The sequence below is a fragment of the Streptomyces sp. N50 genome (genome assembly GCF_033335955.1).
Lineage (GTDB): Bacteria > Actinomycetota > Actinomycetes > Streptomycetales > Streptomycetaceae > Streptomyces.
The window spans coordinates 656,019-672,622 of sequence record NZ_CP137549.1 but is presented as its reverse complement, the minus strand read 5'-3'; the positions used below and the strand labels follow the sequence as shown (position 1 = coordinate 672,622).

17 protein-coding genes are annotated in these 16,604 nt (G+C 70.1%); 10 read left to right on the top strand and 7 right to left on the bottom strand.

Features of this window, described 5'->3' with window-relative positions; translation table 11 throughout:
* Window positions 1–134 precede the first annotated feature (134 nt).
* Window positions 135–323, top strand: coding sequence for a hypothetical protein (locus tag R2B38_RS03045; protein WP_318014824.1), 189 nt, complete (start codon window positions 135–137; stop codon window positions 321–323).
* 21 nt (window positions 324–344) lie between these two features.
* Here the strand turns inward: R2B38_RS03045 and rox are convergent, their stop codons facing one another.
* Window positions 345–1,868, bottom strand: coding sequence for a rifampin monooxygenase (gene rox / locus R2B38_RS03040; protein WP_411978420.1), 1,524 nt, complete (start codon window positions 1,866–1,868; stop codon window positions 345–347).
* A 277-nt stretch (window positions 1,869–2,145) separates the two neighbouring features.
* Here rox and R2B38_RS03035 point away from each other — a divergent pair, with 277 nt between their 5' ends.
* Window positions 2,146–3,210: an acyl-CoA desaturase gene (locus tag R2B38_RS03035; RefSeq protein ID WP_318014822.1), complete on the top strand. Its 1,065-nt coding sequence runs from the start codon at window positions 2,146–2,148 to the stop codon at window positions 3,208–3,210.
* 133 nt (window positions 3,211–3,343) lie between these two features.
* Entirely contained in the window at window positions 3,344–3,526 is a 183-nt protein-coding gene (locus tag R2B38_RS03030; RefSeq protein ID WP_033278297.1) for a hypothetical protein, read from the top strand.
* A 202-nt stretch (window positions 3,527–3,728) separates the two neighbouring features.
* On the opposite strand, the gene R2B38_RS03025 is transcribed toward R2B38_RS03030, so the two are convergent.
* The 3 genes from R2B38_RS03025 to R2B38_RS03015 all read right to left on the bottom strand — a co-directional run bounded on the left by R2B38_RS03025 (window position 3,729) and on the right by R2B38_RS03015 (window position 5,900).
* Complete coding sequence (locus R2B38_RS03025; protein ID WP_318014821.1) at window positions 3,729–4,697, bottom strand: hypothetical protein; 969 nt, start codon at window positions 4,695–4,697, stop codon at window positions 3,729–3,731.
* 134 nt (window positions 4,698–4,831) lie between these two features.
* The gene (locus R2B38_RS03020) at window positions 4,832–5,128 is read right to left on the bottom strand and encodes a hypothetical protein (RefSeq protein ID WP_318014820.1); all 297 of its coding nucleotides are present in this window, start codon (window positions 5,126–5,128) and stop codon (window positions 4,832–4,834) included.
* Between the two features lie 172 nt (window positions 5,129–5,300).
* A complete protein-coding gene (locus R2B38_RS03015; RefSeq protein ID WP_318014819.1) occupies window positions 5,301–5,900 on the bottom strand; it encodes a class I SAM-dependent methyltransferase in 600 nt (199 codons plus the stop codon).
* A gap of 152 nt (window positions 5,901–6,052) precedes the next feature.
* Here R2B38_RS03015 and R2B38_RS03010 point away from each other — a divergent pair, with 152 nt between their 5' ends.
* The 5 genes from R2B38_RS03010 to R2B38_RS02990 all read left to right on the top strand — a co-directional run bounded on the left by R2B38_RS03010 (window position 6,053) and on the right by R2B38_RS02990 (window position 11,059).
* Complete coding sequence (locus R2B38_RS03010; RefSeq protein WP_318014818.1) at window positions 6,053–6,826, top strand: MHYT domain-containing protein; 774 nt, start codon at window positions 6,053–6,055, stop codon at window positions 6,824–6,826.
* 49 nt (window positions 6,827–6,875) lie between these two features.
* Entirely contained in the window at window positions 6,876–9,401 is a 2,526-nt protein-coding gene (locus tag R2B38_RS03005; RefSeq protein WP_318014817.1) for a nitrate- and nitrite sensing domain-containing protein, read from the top strand.
* Window positions 9,398–9,835 (top strand): roadblock/LC7 domain-containing protein, encoded by a 438-nt coding sequence (locus tag R2B38_RS03000; RefSeq protein WP_019062684.1) that lies wholly within the window; start codon window positions 9,398–9,400, stop codon window positions 9,833–9,835. The genes R2B38_RS03005 and R2B38_RS03000 overlap by 4 nt, the downstream gene beginning before the upstream one ends.
* 22 nt (window positions 9,836–9,857) lie before the next feature.
* A complete protein-coding gene (locus R2B38_RS02995; RefSeq protein ID WP_318014816.1) occupies window positions 9,858–10,271 on the top strand; it encodes a DUF742 domain-containing protein in 414 nt (137 codons plus the stop codon).
* A 182-nt stretch (window positions 10,272–10,453) separates the two neighbouring features.
* Entirely contained in the window at window positions 10,454–11,059 is a 606-nt protein-coding gene (locus tag R2B38_RS02990) for a GTP-binding protein (RefSeq protein ID WP_019062682.1), read from the top strand.
* A gap of 10 nt (window positions 11,060–11,069) precedes the next feature.
* Here R2B38_RS02990 and R2B38_RS02985 read toward each other — a convergent pair whose 3' ends face one another.
* Complete coding sequence (locus tag R2B38_RS02985; protein ID WP_318014815.1) at window positions 11,070–11,498, bottom strand: PPOX class F420-dependent oxidoreductase; 429 nt, start codon at window positions 11,496–11,498, stop codon at window positions 11,070–11,072.
* 92 nt (window positions 11,499–11,590) lie between these two features.
* On the opposite strand from R2B38_RS02985, the gene R2B38_RS02980 reads away from it, so the two are divergent.
* Both R2B38_RS02980 and R2B38_RS02975 read left to right on the top strand, forming a co-directional pair.
* Window positions 11,591–12,004, top strand: a complete 414-nt coding sequence (locus R2B38_RS02980) for a roadblock/LC7 domain-containing protein (RefSeq protein WP_318014814.1) — start codon at window positions 11,591–11,593, stop codon at window positions 12,002–12,004.
* 126 nt (window positions 12,005–12,130) lie between these two features.
* On the top strand, window positions 12,131–13,138 hold the full coding sequence (locus R2B38_RS02975; protein ID WP_318014813.1) for a DUF6397 family protein: 1,008 nt from the start codon (window positions 12,131–12,133) through the stop codon (window positions 13,136–13,138).
* A gap of 24 nt (window positions 13,139–13,162) precedes the next feature.
* On the opposite strand, the gene R2B38_RS02970 is transcribed toward R2B38_RS02975, so the two are convergent.
* The gene (locus R2B38_RS02970) at window positions 13,163–14,026 is read right to left on the bottom strand and encodes an acyl-CoA thioesterase (protein WP_033278304.1); all 864 of its coding nucleotides are present in this window, start codon (window positions 14,024–14,026) and stop codon (window positions 13,163–13,165) included.
* 19 nt (window positions 14,027–14,045) lie between these two features.
* Window positions 14,046–16,559 (bottom strand): DEAD/DEAH box helicase, encoded by a 2,514-nt coding sequence (locus tag R2B38_RS02965; RefSeq protein ID WP_318014812.1) that lies wholly within the window; start codon window positions 16,557–16,559, stop codon window positions 14,046–14,048.
* Window positions 16,560–16,604 lie beyond the last annotated feature (45 nt).

Genomic DNA, 16,604 nt, shown 5'->3' with positions numbered 1-16,604 from the left:
TCCGACGAACCGGTGGTCCACGAGCAACGCGCGACTGAACTGCGCCGCGCCATCGCCGTGTTCGACGGTCCCACACCGGTCAGTGGAACTGCAGCGCACGCGCGCGTGCTGACCGTTCCGGCGTCCTGGGACGCTTGACCGACCGTCCGGCGCGTTACCACGAACTCGGCGTGGCCTTACTCGGCGGCACCACGCTCGCGTCCGTCGCCGCGGCAGGCATCGTCGAGGGACTGGGAGCCGGAACCCTGTCTCGGGCGACGGCGGCGTTCCGCGCACACCGGGAGCCGTTCTACCCAGGAGGCTGGGTTTTCTCGGCGTACTGACACAGCAGGCGGGGAGAGCGTCTACTGGGCCGCGCCGAACCACTTGGGCAGTCGGCTGACGAGATCCTCCTGGTCGTCGCCGATCCAGGCCACGTGGCCGTCCGGCCGTAGGAGCACCGCGGGTGCATCCAGTTCCTCGCTGACGTCGACTACGTAGTCGACGCGGTCCGCCCAACCCGCGGCCGAGAGCCGGCCGGTCTGGTCGAGCAGGAGTCCTCGGCCTGCGTGCATCAACTCGTAGAGGTGCCCCTGCTTCAGCTTCACGTCCCGTAGTCGCCGACCGAGGAGCTCATGGCCCTCGCCGAAGTCGTAGCGGATCCCGATCGCGGTGATCATCTCGGTCACATACTGGTTCACCGCCTCGAAGTCCATCAGCGTCGAGAACAGTTCCCGTAGTGCGGTCGGACCGGGATCGGTCCCCAGGAGCGTGATCTGCGCGCGCGTGTTGGCGATGACTCGGGCGCCTACAGGGTGTCGCTCGATGTGATAGGTGTCCAACAATCCCTCCGGTGCCCAGCCGTTGACCGCGGCGGCCAGCTTCCAGCCGAGGTTGAACGCGTCCTGCACACCCAGGTTGAGCCCCTGCCCGCCGGTCGGCGGATGGATGTGTGCCGCGTCGCCGGCCAGCAGGACCCGGTCGACCCGGTAGCGCTCGGCCTGCCGGGTGGCGTCGCCGAAGCGGGACAGCCAGCGCGGCGAGTGCACACCGAAGTCGGTGCCCGCGACGGCCCGTAGCCGCTGCTTGAAGTCGTCGAGGGTCGGTGCGGTCGCACGGTCCTCGGCAACGCCGTCGGCGGGCACGACGACGCGGTACACGCCGTTCTCGCCGGGACTGACGCCGAACCGTAGTTGGGTCCTGCGGACCTCCTCGACGACCGCGGCAATCGTGGCGGGATCCTCGGCCACCTCCATTTCGCCCAGCAGCGTCTCGACCGTCGCGGGCTCCCCGGGGAAGCCGACGCCCAGGAGTTTGCGCACCGTGCTGCGGCCGCCGTCGCATCCGACGACGTAGCGCGAGCGCAACTGCGAGCCGTCAGCCAACTCGACGGTCACCCCGTCCTCGGCCTGACCCAACCCGACCACTTCGCAGCCGCGCCGGATCTCCGTACCGAGTTCGACGGCGCGCTCCTCCAACAGCCGCTCCGTGACCGGCTGCGGGGTGGCGACGCCGTACGGGTGAGCCGTGTCGGACCGGTCCGGCCACGGCTTGACGATGCCTCCGAAGAGACCGCCCGCCTGGAACTTCTCACTGACCGCGAGGAACCGGTCCAGGAGGCCGCGCTGGTCCATGATCTCGACACTGCGCGCGTGCAGACCCTGTCCGCGGGACTCCCCGGTCGGCTCGGTCAACCTCTCCAGCACGACCACGTGCACGCCGTGCAGCCGCAACTCGCACGCCAGCATCAAGCCGGTCGGTCCGCCGCCGACCACGATCACGTCAATCATCAGAACGCCCGCCCAACGAGATTGGTTTCCGGTCCGCCGATCCGTGGACCTGTGCTCACGAATCTTTCGTTTCCGCAGGTCCCGGCCTCGGGCAGCCATTTTGCGGGACGCCCTGGGCCTTGCCGCAAGCCCCCAGCTGCGCTATACGTTGGGTGTGGCAAGGAGTGGATGAGCTCCTTGCCATCGCCTGTTTCCGGGCGCCTCTCCGCAAGCTCGTGACTCCGGGGACCGTGTCGGCAAGGGTGTCGTCAACCCCCCTGTGAGGACCCGGCTGACCCCCGTACGAACACGGGGGGTTCCGTCATGGTCGCGACCGGTCACCGATTCGTACGTTTGCTCAGGTCAGCCCGTTGCCTGAGAGAGCCGGAGACCGGACATGTCCCAGACCACCGCAGTCATCGGCGCGCACGATCCGGGGGATGAGGTCGCGGCGCCCCCGGGAAGCGAGTTCGCGCCCCTCCTGCGCGCGGTCAAGGGCAGAGGCCTGCTGGAGCGGCGGTATGCCTGGTACGCGCGCTGCATCGCCGCCAACGCCCTCGCGCTGGGCGGCATCGTCACGGGCATCGTCCTGATCGGCGACTCCTGGCTGACGCTGCTCCTGGCCCCGCTGCTCGCCGTGTTCGGTGCCCGGACGGCCTTCATAGGCCATGACGCGGGCCACTCCCAGATCGCCGGCGGAAAGGCCGTCAACCGCCTCATCGGCCTGATCCACGGCAACCTGCTGTTGGGGATGAGCTACTCCTGGTGGAACGACAAGCACAACCGCCACCACGCCAACCCCAACCACATCGACAAGGACCCGGACGTCGTCGCCGACATCCTCGTCTTCACGGGCGATCAGGCCAAGGACCGTTCAGGGTTCCGGCGTTGGCTCACGCGCAACCAGGCGTGGCTGTTCTTCCCGCTCACGCTGCTGGAAGGCGTCGCCCTCAAGGTCCACGGTTTCCAGGATCTGCGGCGCCAGCCCCGGCGCGAGCGGATCGTCGAAGGCGCTCTTCTGGTGGGTCATGTCGTGGCCTACGCGACGCTGCTGCTCATGTCGATGTCCCCGGGGAAGGCACTCGCGTTCGCCGCGCTGCACCAGGCGCTGTTCGGCCTGCACCTCGGCCTGGCCTTCGCGCCCAACCACAAGGGCATGGAGATGCCGGACCCGAACGGCGAACGGTGGGGCCATCTCCGTCGTCAGGTCCTCACCTCGCGGAACATCCGCGGCGGCGTCCTGACCGACTGGTTCCTCGGCGGCCTCAACTACCAGATCGAACACCACCTCTTCCCGAGCATGCCGCGGCCCAATCTGCGGCGCGCGCAACCCCTGGTGCGCGCCCACTGTCAGGATGTGGGTATCCCCTACGTGGAGACGGGGCTCGTCGACTCCTACCGGCAGGCCCTGCGCCACCTTCACGAGGTGGGGGAGCCGCTGCGCGTGGAGTGGACGGAGTGACGGAACAGCCGACGGCCCGGATACCAGTAGGGGAAGCGCCTCAGGGATGTCTCAGGGTCGCGATCCGGAACTGTGAGGAGCGCGGACCCGTTTTCAGATCAGAGAGCGGCTGCGGCCGCGGAGGAGGCGACATATGTCGAGGAACGCGAAGATCGCCGTAGGAGGTGTGGCGGTCGGACTGATCCTGTTGATCTGGCTGCCCTGGTGGGTTTCATTCCTGATCGTCGTGGGGGTGCCGGCGGCCGCATATCTCACGCTGGACCCCTCGCAGCGGCGTCGGCTGCGCCGCGTGGCAGGCAAGGAGATCGGCCGCTGACGCACCGATGTCCGGCTGCGTTCCCGGGTGGTGTTACGGGAGCAGAGCACAGCACAGCGCCGTTCGCGGGGACTGCCGACAACAGCCCTGCGGACGGCGTGCGGCCGAGCACCGTCCACGAACCGGGCTCTTCTCGTAGACCCGGTCGATCGACGGTGCCCGGGCGTTCGGCCCCCGAACGCCCGGATCCACGCCCAAGGGCTCAACTCGGCCGTACGGCCAGCTTGTCGAGTGCTTCCAGGAGGCCAGGAAGCTCGGGGCCCCGACCGACCGGCAGGACCTCGCCCGGCTCGTCGTCGAGCAGGACGAACGCTATGTCGTCGGTCCGGGCCACCAACGACCAGCCGGGGCCGTCGGCGCGCAGCGTGCGTGCGTCGCCCGGTGCGAAGGACGATCTGACGCGGCCCAGGGGCGGCGGGGTGTCGACGTACGCGCGGACCTCCGTCAGTACCCGACGGACGCCGCTGTGGCCCGCCTGAGGGCCTTCCCCGGCGCCGCCGGCGGAGGTGCCGTCCGAGGCGTTGTCGTCCGGCGGTGTTCCGTCCGCCTCGGAGGCGGAGTCGGGGGTGGCCGCGTCGCCGGTGGCGTCTGCGGCGGCCTTGTCCGTCTTCGACGCGTCGCCCGCCCCGTGCTGGGCCTTCTCGGCCTCCTGAACCTCCTGCGTAGAGAAGGTCGAGTCGTCGATCTGCTCGCGCCACAGGGCCCACTGCAGCGCGATCTCGTCGGCACCCAGCCGTCGTTGCGCCGGACCCCAGACGGTGGTGTCCGGCGGAGTCAGCGGCGGCCGGTCCACGAGATCGGGGTCCGGATCGTGCGGCGCGGGCACGTTGGGAGCCGCGACGGCGACCGCGAGCGGCCAGCCCGGCAGGGCGGCGACCACCGTGCGCTCGCTCGGCGACAGGTCGTACTCCATGCCGCAGTCCCAGGACGCGATGGCGACCGCGACCAGCGACACGTCGTCGACGACGACGGTCCACCGCGACCCGTCGCCGTCCTGGCCGAGAACCAGGCCGTACCCGTCGGCGAGCGGCGCCATACCGAGCGCCGCACAGGCCTCCGGGTAGTCGTCGCCCAGCACACTCGGGAACTTCGCGGGCGTCAGCAGCACCGCCGTGAGCACATAGAGCGCATCGTCCTCGGCGGCGACGGCCTCTTCATCCGTGTCGGCCATCCCAGCCTCCCCATTATTCGTCCAACCGCGCGCACCCTAGTGTGCGCGGAAGCCGCTTGTCACGACTCCCAAGTACACCCGGAGCTGCAGTTTTCCGGCTGGACAGGGCGAAATGACCTCCAGCAACCGAACTGTCAGGCCGCAGGGAGCCCAAGAAGCGCCCGAGCCACCGTCCTTGGCGACTCGTCACGCTCCCTGGCGAGCGCGACGACGGCCCGGCAGGCCAGCTCGCTCACCCCGAAGGACAGCGCCTCCGGCGACACCCAGCCCGCGGCCTCGTCGATCCGATCCTGGTCGTCCTCCGCACGGGCCGAGACATAGACGGCCGCTGCCTCGAAGAGGTTGTGCGGGCGCCGCTGCGGGCCGCTGCCCGGCTCCGTGCGCGTGGCGGTGAGAAATCTGGCGAAGGTCTTGCGGGGCCTGTCGAACATGCTGACCACCTTCCCCTGCGTGGTTCTCCGTCGTCGCTGACCGTTCATCTACTGCTACCCAACGTAGAGTTGGAGGTGCGGTGACAGAAAGGGGACGGTGCGGTGAAGCGCATCGGACGCCCCGCGTGGAAGCGGGTCAGACCCCGAGGGGGCGCATGACCCGCGCGCGGGCTCAGCTCTCGCGTGCGGCCAGTGCCAGGAAGCGGGTGTCCTCGTCCGCGTACGACGTCATGCGCCACCCCGAACCGGCCAGCAGCGGACGGAGATTGGGCTCCGCGCGCAGGTCGTCCGGCGTGATCTGCCGCCCCTGACGGGCCGCCAGCGCCGCCCGGCCGATCGGATGGAACAGGGCCAGCGTGCCGCCAGGGCGCACCACACGCGCCAACTCCCGCAGATTCTCCCCGGGTTGGGGTAGATGAGCGATCAGGCCCGCCGCGAACACGGCGTCGAGCGATTCCGGCCGCAGCGGCAACGCGGCCACGTCGGCGAGCAGCAACTGCCCCTCACGGCCGCGTCCGGCCCGTACGGCGGCCTCCAGCATGGCCGGGGTCAGGTCGGCCCCGACCACCACTCCGGAGCGCCCCACGGCCGCACGGAGCGGCGGCAGCGCGCGTCCCGTCCCGCAGCCCGCGTCGAGCACCCGGTCTCCCGCACGCAGCCCGAGTTCGGCGACCGCGGCGGCATAGGCGGGGCCGTCGTCCGGGAAACGGCTGTCCCAGTCCGCGGCGCGCGCACCGAAGAACTCCTGGACGTGTGTGTGGTCGTCGCTCATGTTCCGCATGATCCCTCACCGACACGGATGGCGCTTCGGTGCACACGTTCGAGCGTGACGCGGTCGTTCAGGCACCTCTCCGCGTCAGATTGCAACACTTTTCGAAATGCGCCCCCTTTGTGCACCCGTGCCCCTACTAGCGTCCCCTGGTCATGGGACACCTGGACCACGCCACCTTCGGCTGGCTGACCCCCGTGCTGTCATACGTGATGGCCTGCATGGGCTCCGCGCTCGGGTTGCGCTGCACCGTTCGCGCGCTCGGCGCCACCGGCCGGTCGCGCCGCAACTGGCTCATCACCGCGGCCTCCGCGCTCGGCACCGGCATCTGGACCATGCACTTCGTGGCCATGCTCGGCTTCGGCGTCACCGGCACCGACATCCGCTACGACGTACCACTGACCATGCTCAGCCTCCTCGTCGCCATGGTCGTCGTCTGCGCGGGCGTCTTCGCGGTCGGCTACGGCCGCGACCGGAGCCGTGCGCTCTTCCTCGGCGGCCTCACCACCGGCCTGGGCGTCGCGAGCATGCACTACCTGGGCATGGCGGCGATGCGCTTGCACGGTGACGTGAGCTACGACCCGATGCTCGTCGGGCTCTCCGTGCTCATCGCCGTCGTCGCGGCGACCGCGGCCCTGTGGGCGGCCCTCAACATCAAGTCGCCCGTAGCCGTCACCGCGGCCTCACTCGTCATGGGAGCGGCCGTCAGCAGCATGCACTACACCGGCATGTTCGCGGTCCGCGTGCACGTCACGCCCTCCGGAGCGGTCCTGCCCGGCGCCACGGCGATGCAGTTCATCTTCCCCCTCGCCGTGGGTCTCGGGTCCTACCTGTTCCTGACCTCGGCATTCGTCGCGCTGTCTCCGACCACGGGGGAACGCGAGGCCACCGCCTCTGCCCAGCGGCCGGTCGAGAGCGTCGCCCGCTAGCCCCGCCCGCGCAGCACGCCCTTGAGAACCACTTCCGAGCGAGGAGGCCATGCGTACCCCCCGTAGGACCCCGAGAGCCGGCGTCGAGACGCCGCCCGTGCGCGGTCGTCGCGCGCACGCCGGACCACCCGCCGACGAACTCTTCGACGAGCCCCTGGACGCCCCGTCGGAGGACATACCCCCGCGCGCGGGACGGTGGCGGATGCGTCCGCGCACCGTACGAGCCAAGATCGTCTGCCTTCTGATGGTGCCGGTCGTCTCCCTGCTCGCCCTGTGGGCGTACGCCACTGTCAGCACCGCTCAGGACGTCTCCCGGCTACGGCAGTTGCAGCGCGTGGACTCCGCGGTGCGCAGCCCCGTAGCGGACGCCGTCGCGGCACTGCAGGCCGAGCGGTCGGCCGCCGTGCGTTACGCGACCGACCCCGAGGCCGAGCAGAGCGGAGACCTGAAGAAGCTCGCGGCGAGCACGGACCGGGCAGTCGCCCGGTTGCGGCTCGGCGACCACAACACCGTTGCCGACGGCGAGGAACTGCCCGCCGGAGTCGCCCGCCGCCTGAAGACCTTCGTCACCGGAGCCGAGCAACTGCGCTCGCTGCGCGCCGATGTGCTCAGCCACCGCGCGGGATGGGACGAGACCTACGGGCAGTACACGAAGACCATCGCGACGGCCTTCTCCGTGGGCGGGGCGCTCACCGGGATCCAGGACGCCGACCTGGGATCCGACGCGCGCGTGCTCCTCGAGTTCTCCCGGGCCGGGGAATCGCTGTCCCAGGAGGACGTCATTCTGGCCGTCGCCCGTCTCGACGGCAGGCTCGACGGGGAGCGGCTGAAGCTGTTCACCGGCGCCGTCGACACCCGACGCACCCTCACCGACTCCGCCGTCGAGGACCTGCGCGGCTCCGAACGCGCCGCCTGGCAGCACCTCGCCGACACCAGCGACTACGCCGCGGTCGGCACGGTCGAGGACAAGGTCCTCGCCACCAACTCGGCCACCAGGGCGATCGCCGCGGCTCCGGATTCCACCTGGAACAACGCGCACGCACGCGTGCAGGACGGCATGCGCACCATCGAGTCGGACGCGGGCAGCGGGGTCGCCGACCGCGCCGATCCGTTCACCCGCGGGCTGCTCACCTCCGCCGGTGCCGCGGTCCTGCTCGGACTCGCCGCCGTCATCGCGTCGCTCGTCATCTCGGTGCGCATCGGACGCGGACTCGTCGTCGAACTCGTGAGCCTGCGCAACGACGCCCTCGGGATCGCCCGCCACAAACTCCCCGAAGCCATGCGGAGACTGCGCGCGGGGGAGGAGATCGACATCAGGGCGGAAGCCCCGCCCGGGTCGCCGGCGGAGGACGAGGTCGGACAGGTCGTCGAGGCCCTGAGCACCGTGCACCGCGCGGCTCTGCGGGCCGCCGTCGAACGCGCCGAACTCGCCAGCGGCATCTCCGGGGTCTTCGTCAACCTCGCCCGCCGCAGCCAGGTCCTGGTGCACCGTCAACTCAGCCTGCTGGACAGCATGGAGCGCCGCTCCGAGGACCCGAACGAACTGAGCGACCTCTTCCGCCTCGACCACCTCACCACCCGTATGCGACGGCACGCCGAGAGCCTGATCATCCTCTCCGGAGCGGCACCCGGCCGGGCCTGGCGCATGCCGGTCTCCTTGACCAACGTCGTCCGCGCGGCCGTCTCCGAGGTCGAGGACTACGCGCGCGTGGAGGTACGCCAACTCCCCGAGGCGTCCGTCGTCGGCGCGGCCGTCGCCGACCTCACACACCTGCTCGCCGAGATCGTGGAGAACGCGGCCCAGTTCTCGCCACCGCACACACGCGTGCGGGTCACCGGCGAACCCGTCGGCAACGGCTACGCCGTAGAGGTCGAGGACCGCGGCCTCGGCATGGGCACGGAGTCCCTGGGCGACGCCAACCGCCGCATCGAACAGTCCGAGGCCCTCGACCCCTTCGACAGCGACCGCCTCGGCCTCTTCGTGGTGAGCAGGCTCGCCGCCCGCCACGGCATCAAGGTCCACCTGCGGACCTCGCCCTACGGCGGTACGACTGCGGTCGTCCTGTTGCCGACGGCGCTGCTGCACGGCGGTGCGGCGGAGCGTGCTCCGCGCGCGGCGGTCGAGGACGGGGAGCGGGCCGTGGAACGCGAGTACGCGCGCGTACCCACCGCACCCCAGCACCAGGAGTCCGTCCCGGCCTCGGCCGACCGGCCCGCCCTGGCGGTCTCCGCACGGGCCGCCGCGGAGTCGGCGAACGACACCCCGCCCCCCGGAGTCACCACCTTGCGACTGCACCGTCCCCCCGAGGACACCGAAGGGACCGACGAGAACGACGACCTTCCCCGTCGCGTACGCCAGGCACACCTGGCCCCCCAGCTCCGCGAACAGCCCACCGCGGAACGGGAACAGGCGCCGGCCGTCCCGCGCGACGAGCACCGCACCCCGGAGGTCGTACGGGACCGGATGGCGGCCTACCGCGAAGGCTGGACGCGCGGCGGCGGCAGACAACCGGGCCGCGGTGCCACCCCAGGCCCCGCAACGGGCAGCGACAGCAGCGAAGGAGACCCCGCGTGATCCAGGACCCGAGCATGAGGGCCGCCCAGCGGTCCGGCGAACTCGACTGGCTGCTGGACGACTTGGTGCTGCGCGTGAGCGAAGTACGGCATGTCGTGGTGCTCTCCAACGACGGCCTGGCAGTCGGTGCGTCGACCGACCTCAAGCGCGAGGACGCCGAACACCTCGCCGCGGTCGCCTCCGGATTCCACAGCCTCGCCAAGGGCGCGGGGCGGCACTTCGGAGCCGGCGGAGTACGGCAGACCATGGTGGAGATGGACGACGGATTCCTGTTCGTGGCCGCGGCCGGGGACGGTTCCTGCCTCGCCGTCCTCACTGCCGTCACGGCCGACATAGGCCTGGTGGCGTACGAGATGGCGCGGCTGGTCAAGCGCGTCGGCGAGCACCTCTACACGCCGCCGCGCGTCGGTGCGCGGCCGCCCGCAGCCGGATGAGGCGAGAGGGCGAGCCGCTCCGATGACCGAAGACATGACCGGCGCCCAGCGCGAGCCGGGCAGCCAGTGGTACGACCAGGAAGCCGGGCCTCTGGTCCGCCCTTACGCGATGACGGGCGGACGTACCAAATCAGGCCCTACGGGGGTGCGTTTCGACCTGATCGCGCTCGTCACGCTGGACAAAGGCGCGCCCGGCTTCGCCGACGACACCGGGCTCGGACCGGAACACCGGGCGCTGATCGACCTGTGCCGCCCCGAAACACAGTCCGTCGCCGAACTCGCCGCCGGAGCAGACCTCCCCCTGGGGGTCGTCCGGGTACTTCTGGGCGACCTCCTGGAGCTCGGCTGCGTCACCGTCAGCCGTCCGGTGCCGCCCGCGCAGCTGCCCGACGAACGGATTCTGCGCGAGGTGATCGAGGGACTACGGGCACTGTGACGAAACTTCAGAACCACTCGAACGCGTACGACGCCGACTTGCGCACCCTTTCGCTCACCGAACGAGTGCGAGGCGGTCACATCGGGCAAATAGCGGTCCAACCGCCCAGGGTGAGGCCGCACTTGCCAGGATGCGTATCCACGGACGTCGTGCGTTTCCGGCACTCCCGAGAGAAGTGATCGATGGTCTCCGAGCACTCCGACGCCGAGGACGGCGAGACGACCGCCCTGGCGTTGAAGATCCTGGTCGCCGGCGGATTCGGCGTGGGCAAGACCACCATGGTGGGCGCGGTCAGCGAGATCAGGCCGCTGCGCACCGAGGAACTGCTCAGCGAGGCCGGTCAGTTGGTGGACGACACCGACGGCGTGGACCAGAAGGTCACGACGACCGTCGCCATGGACTTCGGCCGCATCACCATCAGGTCCGGCCTCTCCCTCTACCTGTTCGGCACACCGGGCCAGGATCGCTTCTGGTTCCTGTGGGACGAACTGTCGCAGGGCGCCCTGGGGGCCGTGGTCCTCGCGGACACCCGGCGACTCGAGGACTGCTTCCCCGCGGTCGACTACTTCGAGCACCGGCACATCCCGTTCGTGGTGGCCGTCAACTGCTTCACGGGCGCCCGCAGTTACGGCGCCCGCGACGTCTCCCGCGCGCTGGACCTCGACCAGGGGACGCCCGTGGTTCTCTGCGATGCCCGCGACCGCGACTCGGGGAAGGAGGTGCTGATCCGGCTCGTCGAGTACGCAGGGCGGATGCACACCGCCCGCATGCTCGACTCGGTGGGCTGACGGGCGCATCTCACTCCGAAATGCCCTTCTGCGCCAGCACCTTCTCGACCGTGACGCGGACGAGGAGTTCGCCCGGGACCCCGTTGCGGGCACCGAACTCCTCGGCGCGCTCCTCGCCCATGTACCGGGCCCCGATCCGGGCGGCCCAGTACCGGAGTTCACCTGGCTCCTCCGACAACTCGGCGCGTCCCTGCAGCACCACGAAGCCGAACGGCGGCCGATCGTCGTCCACACACAGGGCGACTCGCCCGTCACGGGCAAGATTGCGCCCTTTTACCGTTTCCTTCGCGGTGTTGAACACCACATCGTCCCCGTCCAGCAGGAACCAGATCGGTGCCACATGAGGGCTCCCATCGGCGCGTACGGTCGACAGCTTGCCGGTGCGCGTGCCGAGCGAGACGAAGGCCCGCCATTCCTCGTCGGTCATCTTCTGTGCCATGCCCCTATCCTCCTTGCCCGGGCGACGGAGGTGGGGAAGGCTGACGGGAGATCCTCCGGCCAGGGGGAGAGGCGACACGGGGAGGCCGGAACATGGCACAGAACCAGGGACTGAGCTGGCTGCTGGACGATCTGACCGAGCGCGTCGAGCACGTACGCCACGCCCTGGTCCTGTCCAACGACGGACTGGTGACGGGCGCGAGCACGGGCCTGCGCCGCGAGGACGCCGAACACCTCGCCGCCGTCTCGTCCGGACTGCACAGCCTGGCCAAGGGCTCGGGACGCCACTTCGGCGCGGGCGGCGTGCGACAGACGATGATCGAGTTCGACGACGCCGTCCTGTTCGTCACCGCCGCGGGGAGCGGCAGCTGTCTGTGCGTCCTCAGCGGCGCGGACGCGGACATCGGCCAGATCGCCTACGAGATGACCCTCCTCGTCAACCGCGTCGGCGAACACCTCGGCGTGGACGCCCGACAGCCCGAGCGGACCCCGGTCACAGAGCTCTGACCTGCAACTTCACCGGCCTCCGCAGAGTTATCCACAGGCCTGCCACGAGATCTGCCGATCCGGTTACGGTTTGTTCATCGCAAATGCACACAGCGTGAGCATTGGACTCCGCGGGGGAGATCGACCATGGCAGGAAACACCATCACCCAACCGTCCGACCTTTCGTGCACGCCCGGTCGGGCGGCACGGGAACTCGGGCTCAAGCGAGGCGAGTTCGACCTCGCCGTACATCTCGGACGCATCCGCACCGCGCCCGACGAAGGCGGTGGCGGCCGACGCGTCGCCCACACCGAGATCGACCGACTGCGCTCGGTGGACGGATTCCCCGAAACACTCCTGCAAACCGTCAGGACCGTGGGCACCACGGACGGCGCGGCCCTCATGGAGGTCACCCCTGCCAGGTTCACCCGCCTCGCCCGGCTGGGACTGGTGGTGCCGGTGAAGTTTTATCTGAACCGCTACCGGGCCGTGGTCTGGCTCTATCTCGCCGAAGAACTACGGCAGTTCGCGGCCGACAAGAACCACACCGCCCTGCTGAACGGCCGTACACCCGAGGGAATGCGGGACCAGCTGCAAGAGGGCCTGGACCTACGGCCCCGGAACTGGCGCGGACGGCATCTCGGGTTCCTGCTCCGCCAGGCCGACGGCCCGTGGGAGCGCGCCGGAGCCCTCGCCTCGCTGCTCGATCCCGTCCAGGTCGCGGAGATCGTCCAGGACCCCTACGAGCGCGCCTACTTGAACCACTTCCGGCCCGACCCGCCCGCCCACGGGGCTCCGGGCTCGCCCGCCGCCCACCTCGCCGATCGGATCATGACGGCGCAGGACCCGGACGAGATCAGCTGGCTGCGGGCGGATCTGGCCCAGGTGCTGGACGAGGCACGCGGCCACCGCCCCGCACCACGACCGACAGCCGAACCGACCGCGCCGCAGCCAGCCGTCGGACGCGCCGCGCCGCGACCGATCGCCGAACCGACTGCACCACGACCGACCGTCGAACCGGCCGGATCGCCGGCGATCGCCGGACCCGTCGGACCATCGTCGTCCCTGAGCGAGCACCCGCCGGAGCGGGAGCCGGCGCCGGAACCCGAGCGATCACGCCGCATGCTGGGCTGGCTGCGCCGCAGAAGCGCGTGAGCTGCGGCGCGGCACGTCCACCAGTCACAGCGCTCTGAACAGCCCTTCCTGGACGACCGAGACGAGCAGGCGTCCCTCCAGGTCGTAGATGCGCCCGCGGGCCAGACCGCGGCCGCCCGTCGCGATCGGGGACTCCTGGTCGTACAGGAACCACTCGTCCGCGCGGAACGGCCGGTGGAACCACATGGCGTGGTCCAGCGACGCCATGTCGAAGTTCCGCGGTCCCCACAGGGGTTCGACGGGGATGCGGACGGCGTCCAGGAGCGTCATGTCGCTGGCGTACGTGAGCGCGCAGGTGTGCACCAGCGGATCGTCGCCGAGCGGCCCGACCGCGCGCATCCACACCGCGCTGCGCGGCTCGGCGTCCTTGATCTCCTCGGCGCTCCAGCGCAGCCCGTCCGCGTACCGGATGTCGAAGGGCTGACGGCGTGCCATCCGCTCCAACTGCTCGGGCAGCACGCCCAGATGGGCCCGGACCTCCTCCGACACCGTCGGCAGGGACTCCGGGTCCGGGACCTCGCGAGGCGGCAGCTGGTGCTCGAACGGACCTTGCTCAGGCTTGTGGAAGGAGGCGGTGAGATTGAAGATCGTGCGGCCCTGCTGTACGCCGGTGACCCGGCGGGTGGTGAACGACCGCCCGTCCCGCACCCGCTCGACCTGGTACACGATCGGCACGCCCGGTCGGCCCGGGCGCAGGAAGTACGCGTGCAGCGAGTGCACCGGCCGGTCGCCCTCCGTGGTGCGCCCCGCGGCGACCAGCGCCTGGCCCGCGACCTGGCCGCCGAAGACCCGCTGGAGGGACTCGTGCGGGCTGCGGCCACGGAAGATGTTGACCTCGATCTGCTCCAGGTCGAGCAGGTCGACGAGCCGCTCTGCCGGGTTCGTCATGGGTGGGATTCTCCTGTGCTCACAGCTGGCCGACGTCGGTGACACGGACGACCGCACGGCCCTCCGTGTCGGAGGCCGCGAGGTCGATCTCCGCGCTGATGCCCCAGTCATGATCGCCGTTCGGGTCGGCGAAAATCTGCCGAACGCGCCACAGGTTGTGCTGGGGCTCCTCCTCGATGAGCAGGAGCTTGGGCCCGCGGGCGTCGGGGCCGGTGCCGAGGTCCTCGTACTCGTCCCAGTACTTGTCCATCGCCTCGCCCCAGGCGTCCGCGTCCCAGCCCGCCTCGGCGTCCAGCTCGCCCAGTTCGTCGACATGGTCGAGGGCGGCGAGTTCGACGCGGCGGAACATCGCGTTGCGCACCAGGACACGGAAGGCACGCGCATTCGCGGTCACCGGCTTGACCTGGTCAGCCTTCTCCTGGGCCTCCTCGGCGGTCATCTCCGCCGGGTTCGCCAACTGCTCCCACTCGTCCAGCAGGCTGGAGTCGACCTGGCGCACCATCTCGCCGAGCCAGGCGATCAGATCCTCCAGGTCCTCGGACTTGAGGTCGTCCGGGACGGTGTGGTCGAGGGCCTTGAAGGCGCCGGCGAGGTAGCGCAGCACGATGCCCTCGGTGCGGGCCAGCTCGTAGTACGAGGTCAACTCCGTGAAGGACATGGCCCGTTCGTACATGTCACGGATCACGGACTTCGGGGACAGCGGGTGGTCGCCGACCCACGGGTGGCTCTTGCGGTACGTGTTGTACGCGTGGAAGAGCAACTCCTCCAGCGGCTTGGGGTAGCTGACGTCCTGGAGGCGCTCCATGCGGTCCTCGTACTCGACGCCGTCCGCCTTCATCGCGGCAACGGCTTCACCGCGCGCCTTGTTCTGCTGCGCGGCGAGGATCTGCCGCGGGTCGTCCAGCGTGGACTCGACCACGGACACCATGTCCAGCGCGTACGACGGCGATTCGGGGTCCAGCAGCTCGAACGCGGCGAGCGCGAAGGTCGACAGCGGCTGGTTGAGGGCGAAGTCCTGCTGCAGGTCGACGGTGAGGCGCACGATGCGGCCCTCGGCGTCCGGGGTGTCGAGCTTCTCGACGATGCCGCCGTCCAGGAGCGAGCGGTAGATGGCGATCGCGCGCCGGATGTGCCGCAACTGCTGCTTGCGCGGCTCGTGGTTGTCCTCCAGGAGGTGCCGCATCGCGTCGAAGGCGTTGCCGGGGCGGGCGATCACCGACAGCAGCATCGTGTGCGTGACCCGGAAGCGGGACGTGAGCGGCTCCGGCTCGGAGGTGATGAGCTTCTCGAAGGTGCCCTCCGACCAGCCGACGAAGCCCTCGGGCGCCTTCTTGCGGACGACCTTCCGGCGCTTCTTCGGGTCGTCGCCCGCCTTGGCGAGCGCCTTCTCGTTCTCGACGACGTGCTCGGGGGCCTGCGCGACCACGAGACCCGCCGTGTCGAAGCCTGCGCGTCCGGCGCGGCCCGCGATCTGGTGGAACTCACGGGCACGCAGCGTGCGCACCCGGATCCCGTCGTACTTGGCCAGCGCCGTGAACAGCACGGTGCGGATGGGCACGTTGACACCCACCCCGAGCGTGTCCGTGCCGCAGATGACCTTCAGCAGACCCGCCTGCGCGAGCTTCTCCACCAGGCGCCGGTACTTGGGCAGCATGCCGGCGTGGTGCACACCGATGCCGTGCCGCACGTAACGGGACAGGTTGCGGCCGAACTTGGTGGTGAAGCGGAAGTTGCCGATCAGCTCGGCGATCTGGTCCTTCTCCTCGCGCGAGCTCATGTTGATGCTCATCAGCGCCTGCGCCCGCTCCACGGCCTGCGCCTGGGTGAAGTGCACGATGTAGACCGGCGCCTGCCGGGTCTCCAGCAGTTCGGTCAGCGTCTCGGTGAGCGGGGTCAGCTTGTACTCGTAGGACAGCGGTACCGGCCGGACCGCCGAGCGGACCACCGAAGTGGGGCGCCCGGTGCGGCGGGTGAGGTCCTTCTCGAACATCGCGACGTCGCCGAGCGTGGCCGACATCAGGATGAACTGCGCCTGCGGCAGCTCCAGGATCGGGATCTGCCAGGCCCAGCCGCGGTCCGCCTCCGCGTAGAAGTGGAACTCGTCCATGACGACCTGGCCGACGTCCGCGTGCTTGCCGTCCCGCAGCGCGATCGACGCGAGCACCTCCGCGGTGCAGCAGATGATCGGGGCGTCGGAGTTGACGGACGCGTCGCCGGTCAGCATGCCGACGTTCTCGGTGCCGAACATCTTGCACAGCTCGAAGAACTTCTCCGAGACCAGCGCCTTGATCGGGGCGGTGTAGAAGGTGACCTCGTCCCGGGCCAGCGCCGCGAAGTGCGCACCGGCGGCGATCATGCTCTTGCCGGAGCCGGTGGGCGTCGACACGATCACGTTCGCACCGGAGACCACCTCGATCAGCGCCTCCTCCTGATGGGGGTAGAGCGTGAGACCGCGCTCCCGGGCCCACGACTCGAAGGCTTCGTAGAGGGCGTCGGGATCTGCGGTCGGCGGCAACTGGTCGATGAGGGTCACGACCCCATCTTGCCTGGCGCCGTGGCCGATGGGGGAATCGGCTGC